Annotated in this window: 8 protein-coding genes; 7 read left to right on the plus strand and 1 reads right to left on the minus strand. The window is 41.3% G+C overall.

The annotated features are described in order from the left end of the window. Positions 1-58: 58 nt before the first annotated feature. From sctR to QQK21_RS19340, 5 genes are all read left to right on the plus strand, one after another. Positions 59-709 (plus strand): type III secretion system export apparatus subunit SctR, encoded by a 651-nt coding sequence (gene sctR / locus QQK21_RS19320; protein WP_284193808.1) that lies wholly within the window; start codon positions 59-61, stop codon positions 707-709. Then, positions 706-975: an EscS/YscS/HrcS family type III secretion system export apparatus protein gene (locus tag QQK21_RS19325; RefSeq protein ID WP_284193809.1), complete on the plus strand. Its 270-nt coding sequence runs from the start codon at positions 706-708 to the stop codon at positions 973-975. The genes sctR and QQK21_RS19325 overlap by 4 nt, the downstream gene beginning before the upstream one ends. Continuing rightward, entirely contained in the window at positions 976-1,758 is a 783-nt protein-coding gene (sctT, locus tag QQK21_RS19330) for a type III secretion system export apparatus subunit SctT (protein ID WP_284193810.1), read from the plus strand. It abuts the gene before it with no gap. Between the two features lie 2 nt (positions 1,759-1,760). After that, positions 1,761-2,813 (plus strand): EscU/YscU/HrcU family type III secretion system export apparatus switch protein, encoded by a 1,053-nt coding sequence (locus QQK21_RS19335; protein WP_284193811.1) that lies wholly within the window; start codon positions 1,761-1,763, stop codon positions 2,811-2,813. A 277-nt stretch (positions 2,814-3,090) separates the two neighbouring features. After that, positions 3,091-3,735, plus strand: a complete 645-nt coding sequence (locus QQK21_RS19340; protein WP_284193812.1) for a two component system response regulator — start codon at positions 3,091-3,093, stop codon at positions 3,733-3,735. Positions 3,736-3,800: 65 nt separating this feature from the next. Here the strand turns inward: QQK21_RS19340 and QQK21_RS19345 are convergent, their stop codons facing one another. After that, positions 3,801-6,587 (minus strand): two component system sensor kinase, encoded by a 2,787-nt coding sequence (locus QQK21_RS19345; RefSeq protein ID WP_284193813.1) that lies wholly within the window; start codon positions 6,585-6,587, stop codon positions 3,801-3,803. A 192-nt stretch (positions 6,588-6,779) separates the two neighbouring features. Between QQK21_RS19345 and QQK21_RS19350 the strand changes: the two genes are divergently transcribed. After that, positions 6,780-7,169, plus strand: coding sequence for a hypothetical protein (locus QQK21_RS19350; protein ID WP_284193814.1), 390 nt, complete (start codon positions 6,780-6,782; stop codon positions 7,167-7,169). Continuing rightward, positions 7,166-7,684 (plus strand): hypothetical protein, encoded by a 519-nt coding sequence (locus tag QQK21_RS19355; RefSeq protein ID WP_284193815.1) that lies wholly within the window; start codon positions 7,166-7,168, stop codon positions 7,682-7,684. Before QQK21_RS19350 ends, QQK21_RS19355 begins: the two co-directional genes overlap by 4 nt. Positions 7,685-7,741 lie beyond the last annotated feature (57 nt).

Below are 7,741 nucleotides of genomic sequence, written 5' to 3' on the forward strand. Positions count from 1 at the left end.
ATACCGTCAAAGTGCCATATGTAGCAAACTCACACTCTCAATGTAGTAGGAGGTAAATATGGCCTTATTGGACAATCCAATTCAACTTATCGTTGTTTTATTCTGTCTATCTTTACTGCCTCTGTTTGCGGTGATGGGTACGTCATTTTTAAAATTATCAATTGTTCTGTCGATGTTACGTAATGCCTTAGGCATTCAGCAGATTCCGCCCAATATGGCGATATATGGTTTGGCATTGATTTTAACCATGTTTACTATGGCACCGGTAGGCTTAGCGATACGAGATAATATCGCGGCACATCCAATCGATTGGGCATCTCCCGATTTATTTAACCAAGTTTCCAGTCAGATTATTGCGCCATATCATCAGTTTTTAAGTCACAACACGAGTGAATCACAAATTCAATTTTTTTCTGAAGTGGGGCACAAAATCTGGCCAGAGCAATACCAAAGTGAACTTTCCAAAGACTCTCTCCTTGTTATGGTTCCCGCATTTACTATGAGTCAGCTGATTGAAGCTTTTAAGATTGGCTTTTTATTGTATTTGCCTTTTGTTGCCATTGATTTGATCGTATCCAATATCTTATTGGCAATGGGAATGATGATGGTATCTCCTATGACCATTGCTCTGCCTTTTAAATTACTCATTTTCATATTGATGGGAGGGTGGGACAAACTCATTGGACAACTTATGGGGTCTTTCTCATGAATGATGCCGTCATTATCCATTTTACCTCGGAACTGCTATGGGTGGTCCTTATCTTGTCCATGCCGATTGTACTTGTTGCATCAGTAGTTGGTATTTTAGTGAGTTTATTCCAGGCTCTTACTCAGATCCAAGACCAATCATTGCAGTTTCTCATAAAGTTGGTCGCTGTATGCATCACGCTTGCTGTCAGTTATCACTGGATGGGAAGTACATTACTTAACTACGCAGGTTTGGCCTTCGATCAAATCGGCTACATAGGAGGCTAAATGTCGACCTTAGTTGAGTATATTCCGATTCTTGCGCTTTGTATGATGCGGCCACTGGGCATGATGTTAATGTTGCCCCTTTTTAAAGGGGGCGCAATGGGAAGTGGATTAATCCGCAATTCACTCGTCCTCATGTTTGCTCTTCCTATTATTCCAATGATGCAGGCTCATCCGACAGACTTTTCTTCAAAACCTTTGCTAGAGCTAACGTGGATTTACGGCGAAGAATTGTTGATTGGCGTCATTGTCGGCTTTTGTGCCGCGATTCCCTTTTGGGCAATCGATATGGCGGGTTTTGTTATAGATACGATGCGTGGCGCATCGATGTCGACAATATTGAACCCGTTAATGGGACTGCAGTCTTCAGTATTTGGTATGTTATTTACCCAAATTCTCGGGGTGTTGTTCTTAGTAACAGGAGGGTTTAACGCTCTTTTATCCGCGTTGTATCAATCATACTCTTTATTACCACCAGAGAGCACCTTGTCATTTAATAAAGCACTGCTGACGTTTATCAGCCAGCAATGGCAAATGATGTCTGACCTATGTCTAAGTTTTGCATTACCGGCTATGGTCGTAATGATCATGGTCGATGTGGCTCTCGGATTGGTCAATCGCTCGGTCGAACAACTCAATGTCTTTTTCTTATCAATGCCAATAAAAAGTATCTTGGTTGTGTTCTTACTTTTGGTCAGCATGCATTTTGCGCTTTCTCATTACCTTGTACAAATTAATCAATTTGAAGGAAAGATTTCTACTTTATTTCAATTAATTAAGGGGTAGATATGGCTGAAAAAACCGAGAAACCGACACAGAAACGTCTAAGAGATGCTCGTAAGAAAGGGCAAGTTGTAAAGAGCCCAGAAATTGTCACAGGTCTTCAAATGGCGGTAATCCTCGGCTATTTCCTTGTTGAGGGGCAAGGGATTATGGAGGCCGTCTGGAAAATGATTGAGATTGCCATCGATTCTATAAATCTCCCTATCAAAGTTGCCGCAGAGACGGTTTTGGCAGCCTTTGTATATATTATGCTGCGTTTTATGGCAGGAATGGCCTTTATTCTTGTCATTACCGTTATTTTAAGTTGTATCGCGCAGACGGGGCCAGTTTGGGCATCAGAAAGCTTAATGCCAAGCTTTAATAAAATTAATGTTATCAACAATGCAAAGAATATTTTTTCGATGAAAAGTGTCTTTTCTTTATTGAAAAATATTCTAAAAATTTTGGTCTTGAGTTTGGTTTTTTATTACCTGCTTCACCAGCATGTCAATATGTTTCAATACTTACCTACCTGTGGCGCTGAGTGCGGTGTTGAAGTGACTTTTACATTAGTTAAATGGCTATGGGGGGCATTTTTAATCTGCTATCTAGTTTTTTCTGTTGCAGACTATGCATTTGTTCATTTCCAAACCATGAAAGAATTAAAAATGTCTAAGGATGATACCAAACAGGAGTACAAAGAAACCGAAGGCAATCCGGAGGTCAAACAAAAACGTCGTGAACTTCAGAGAGAAACAGCGAATGGGTCGCTTGCGCACAATGTTAAAAAATCAACCGTCATTGTTCGAAATCCAACACATATAGCCGTATGTTTACGCTACCAGCCTGATGAAACGCCGCTGCCAGTGGTGTTGGATAAGGCGCAGGATCATATGGCACTCCATGTTGTCGATATGGCGGAAAAAAACGCGATCCCTCTTGTCGAAAATATTCCTTTAGCGAGAGCTTTATTTAATCAAGTTGAGTCTGGTCAAGCGATCCCCGAATCCTTATTCGAACCCGTTGCAGAGTTACTTCGAGTCATTATGAATGTCTCGTATGATGATAGCGATGACTAGAAAATGCTCACACCCTCCACTTATTTTCCTGACCATACCGACACAAAACTGATCAAATATTGCCGAGTGATTTGTTGAAAAGACGCTTTTTTTGGCCAAACTTTAATCATCTAGACATGAATTTCATCATTCAAACCAATCTACATCACTTAAATGAAAAACATTCTTGATAACTTCAAACTGGGTGTTAGATTAACTATCAATAACATCAATAAATTCGTGGCTATGTAGCTATGATAAACCTGATTCATATCGGTTTATGATGTGGAGGATGACAATGACATTTGGTGAATACTCGCAGTTAAAGATTTTGGTCGTAGACGATCACGATCTCATATTCGACGGTTTAAAGAGTTGTCTTGCTCCTTACCCGAACTTGAAATTGGTTGGGTTTGTTAATGATGGTTTGAGCGTTTATGAGGAGTGTTTAAAGCAGAAACCAGACATGGTGTTTATGGACCTCAATTTGCCAGGCATGTCAGGAGTGGAGGCGATTCGGCAGTTACGTAAACGTTGGCCTGATATGATGATCATTGTGTTAACCGCTTCTGAAGAAGAAAGAAAAGCTCGTGAGGCTATAGACGCTGGTTCAAATGGTTATGTGCTGAAAAATGGCTCAAAGAGCACTTTGCTTGCCGCGATTAAGAGTGTGACAAGAGGAAAAAATTTCTTAGATCCTGCTCTAGATGCAAAACATATTGAAGCTTTAAGCCAAGTTGATGACGGTGATATTCCCGTTTTAACTCCACGCGAAAAACAAGTGCTTAAGCTAATTTTTGAAGGTAAGCGAAATCGTGATATCGCAGAAGCTCTGTTGATTGGATTAAAAACAGTGGAAACCCATCGGATGAATATTATGCGCAAATTAGATGCCCATAATGTCGCGGATCTGATGAAATGGGCGCACAGAATGGGTATTTAGCCCTGTGGCAAATTTGCAAACAGTGACCGCTACCAAATGGAAAAGGTAGCGGTCGGGTTTGCGTGTTATTTGCTGCTGTACTTCTCAAGTGCATCGATTAACGGCGACAAGTCATGGTGTGTTATTTGCTCACCGTTTTCAATTTGATGCTCTAGTGTGGTTGCTGTATCGTGAACATTGGTCGCGCCAGCCAGTCCTGCACTGCCTTTGACATTGTGCAAAATATCTCTAAGTTCAGACCAATTCTTATCAGCAAAGCTTTCTCTAGCAGCATGTGCCATTTCTGTAAAATGGTTGGCTAATCGCTGGGTAAATTCCCCCTCATTGAAATCCATTATGGGAGTGTCTGACCCTATATTGATATCGGGCTGCATATCCCTATCTATCTGAATCTCAGCCGCATTGTCCAGTATTTTCGCGAGTTCTTTCATAGACACTGGCTTAGTTAGGTAGCCGTTCATAAGGTTCATTGACTGATCATGCTCGGCCGGATTCGCGTTCGCTGTTAGGGCCATGATAGGACAATCCGTATCCAAAATGGTTTCGCTTTCTCGCCAGAGCTTAGTTGTCTGATAGCCATCTAACACAGGCATTCTGATATCCATCAAGACCAAATCAAAGACATGTTTTTCACCAGCTTGCAGTGCCATCTCACCGTTACTTGCACAGAGTACTTCTTGACCAAGCTCAATTAGCATTTTGCTCACAATATCTCTATTTGTTTCAACATCATCGACGAGCAAAACCTTAAGTTTCCATGGGATCATTTCTTTGGGATGTATGTGAGTTTTTTGCGTTGAGATGCCATGCTGAAGTTCATACAAACGTTTCCATAAGCGCCAAGGAAGATAGTTAAACTCTTCGTTCTTTAGTGTGTCAACCTCCTGACTGACGCATCGACCACCCCAAGATTGAATTTGTTGGTGAAGAGAAGTGGGAGCTTCAATCGTATCCGGTTCAAGGCGTAATAACATTCCAGGATTGTGTAACGGCATACAAAATGTAAAGGTTGAACCCTTGCCAAATTCACTGGTGAGCGTGAGACTTCCCCCCATTTTATGGGCTAATTTACGTGAAATAGGCAGGCCCAAACCTGTACCAACTTGGTGTTGGGAAGATTGTTTAAAAGGTTCAAATACGTCATTGAGTTTACTTTTCTCAATACCTGGGCCGGTATCTTTGACAGAGAAACAGAGTTGTTCATTAGTTACGTCGATATACAAGGTGATCTCACCTTTTTGAGTGAACTTCGCCGAGTTACCTAATAAATTGACTAAAATCTGCCTAACTCTAATCGGATCAAAGGAACAAGTCTCTGGCACGTTAGCGCTAACGATGGTTTTTAGCTTAATTGGCTTGTCGACCACGTAAGACTGTATGGTCAGCATCGCCTCATCAACCACTTTAAGAAGCGGGTTATCACTGATGGCTAGCTCAATTTGGTCTGCCTCTATTCGGGAAAAGTCGAGCAAATTATTAATGATGCTTAGTAATGATTTAGCACATGTATAAGCCGTATTTCTGAGGTCAGCTTGTTGCTCAGTCATATGGGTATTACGAAGCAATTCGAGCGAACCAGTAATACCGTTAAGCGGGGTTCTTATTTCATGGCTTATATTGGTTAAATGTTCGCTTTTCCTTGCTGTCGCTTTTTCTGCTACCTGTTTTGCGTGGGCTAATTCTATGGTTCGTTGTTCAACTTTTGACTCTAGTTCATCGTAGCTCAATTTAATGGTATCGAGCAGCATATTGTAAGCCCGCGCAATATCGCCAAGTTCATCTTTTCGGGATTCAGGCAGACGTCTTTCAAAGGTTGGTTGCCGATCACCATTGATGATATCAACGAAGTTACGAATAGGTTTCGCAAGAGATTTTCTCAATATGACGAGCATAATAATGGTCATCAGACCAAATGAGACCAAAGACCATTTAAGTTCGTTATAGAATGGCGCGTAAGCGAGTTTTTCAATCTTAGACTTAGGAATTAGCGATATTTGATGCCAGTTCGGTCCATCAATAAACTTACTTATTACATAGTAATCATTTAGTTGTGAAAGTTTGTCGCTACTTGTCACACCGAGAATCTCTCTTTTGGAGCTAACAAATTGCTTTAACTCTTGTTTGATGGTTTCATCAAGATCAGTTTGACCAAATACCGGGACGATATCGTTACGAGTAGTAAATAGGTTTATATCATCTTTAGCGTAGACATTGGAGACAGTGAGTACGTCTTCAATATTGATAGCAAAACCAACTTGGCGGGCCAAATTATTTTTGGGCTCCAATGTGTAACTTAGCAGAATATAAACGCTGTTTCGTTCACTATCATATTTTGGCTCACTCCAGCGAAAACCATTTTGAGTAGGCAAGGAGGCGAGATCGATAATCTCTTGAATCCTTTGGTCCTGAAAGTTACGCTCTCGCTCAGATGCGGCGTAAATTGAGACATGTTTATTGGGTTCGATGATAAAGGTATCAACATAACGCTGCTGTCCAGCGATGCCAAATGTTTGAAGGGCCCAAAGCTGCTTATGTTCAACATCTGAAGACGATTGGCCGATGTTAAATTGGCGAGCAACAAGTTCGATATTTGGATCGATTTTTAATAGCTTAAATTGTTCAAGCCTTTGTTCAAACTGCTGAGTATCTTCCATTGCTTGTTGAAACAGGCTTAGGTTCATTTGTGCTCGGATTTCCCCCATTTCGTTATAGCTTTTGAGTGTTTGAGTGAGAGTCCCTTTATAGGTGTTATCAAACGCACTGATCTGAATTAGAACCCACAGACCAATAAAAACAGAGATAAATGCGATAGTGAGTTTGGTTACAAGCGAGGAATTCCAGCGAGTTTTCATGTCTAATCCTAAGGCCATAGTTACACGTTTCTTTGCTCTTTTTACCTTAGCGTGAATTGTCACCCAAGGTCCATCTTTGCAGTAAGACGATAATAATCTCTTTACACCGACGTTAGACTAAGGTGTTCACCTGATAGCGAGTAATCAGTCAACGATGAATAATGGTTCCATAATCGGAGAAAGAGGTTTTCAATGTTCGAGCGTTTACTAGCGATGGGGTATATCGATACGACTGACTTACCCTCAAATAGTCATTGGCAAGCTCGTTGTGCTGGACGCTTAGCTTGCTGGCTCACATCAGAACACTATTTTACGTTTGGAATAATGATAACACCTCCAACTCATCGCAGTTGGTCAATGCAGGCAACGCTTGTGTTGGCAGCCTTTGAGCAGGGATGGGATTGTGCACTCGAAAAGCGGGGTGACGAGTGGATTCTGTGGTCTTACTACTCCAATGAGTTAGACGATGACACACTCACTTCGTCAATACAGCTGCAGTTGGCGTTAGCCCGCTATTTGGAGCGAGATATGTTAAAAATAGCCCCAGCGAATAAACCTCGTGTCTGGAGGAAGAAGCTATGAAAAAGTTACTATGTTGGTTACTACTTTTTACGATGAATTTTGCCCACGCAGCACCGATCTCTTCAGTACAATGGCATGGGGAACCCTTTGTTTTTTACAGTCGCGGTACGCCACTAAAATCAGTCATCGAAGATGTTGGCAAAAACTACGGTATCCCTATTGAAGTCAGTGATCAAGTAACCGATCTCTTTAGTGGTCAGATTGATGGAAAAACGCCAAAACAGATCCTAACGATGTTAGCTCAACAGTACGGCTTAGTATGGTACTATGACGGTGACTTATTGCATGTTTATAAAGCTAGACAAGTCACAAATGAAATCGTCTCTCTTTCATCACTTTCTAACGACCAAGCGATCCGCTATATCGCAAAAGCTAATCTTTTAGATAAAGTTGCATGTGAAGTTACCTCGATTTCCGGACTGCATGCGGTACAAGTCAACGGAGTACCAGCATGTGTCTCGTCCGTAACCAAATTTGTAAAACAGCTAGACACTGATTCTCAGCAACATGTGTGATCACCAAGCGATTCTGTCGTACCTTAATTACCAAGCGACTTTGTCATTACGTTAACT

The organism is Vibrio zhanjiangensis, from assembly GCF_030161235.1.
Classification (GTDB): Bacteria; Pseudomonadota; Gammaproteobacteria; order Enterobacterales; family Vibrionaceae; genus Vibrio; species Vibrio zhanjiangensis.

Excerpts from the sequence above, each read along its gene's own strand:
- QQK21_RS19350 (WP_284193814.1), top strand. The coding sequence starts at position 6,780 with ATGTTCGAGCGTTTACTAGCGATGGGGTATATCGATACGACTGACTTA.
- sctR (WP_284193808.1), top strand. The coding sequence starts at position 59 with ATGGCCTTATTGGACAATCCAATTCAACTTATCGTTGTTTTATTCTGT.
- QQK21_RS19355 (WP_284193815.1), top strand. The coding sequence starts at position 7,166 with ATGAAAAAGTTACTATGTTGGTTACTACTTTTTACGATGAATTTTGCC.
- QQK21_RS19345 (WP_284193813.1), bottom strand. The coding sequence starts at position 6,587 with ATGAAAACTCGCTGGAATTCCTCGCTTGTAACCAAACTCACTATCGCA.
- sctT (WP_284193810.1), top strand. The coding sequence starts at position 976 with ATGTCGACCTTAGTTGAGTATATTCCGATTCTTGCGCTTTGTATGATG.
- QQK21_RS19335 (WP_284193811.1), top strand. The coding sequence starts at position 1,761 with ATGGCTGAAAAAACCGAGAAACCGACACAGAAACGTCTAAGAGATGCT.
- QQK21_RS19340 (WP_284193812.1), top strand. The coding sequence starts at position 3,091 with ATGACATTTGGTGAATACTCGCAGTTAAAGATTTTGGTCGTAGACGAT.
- QQK21_RS19325 (WP_284193809.1), top strand. The coding sequence starts at position 706 with ATGAATGATGCCGTCATTATCCATTTTACCTCGGAACTGCTATGGGTG.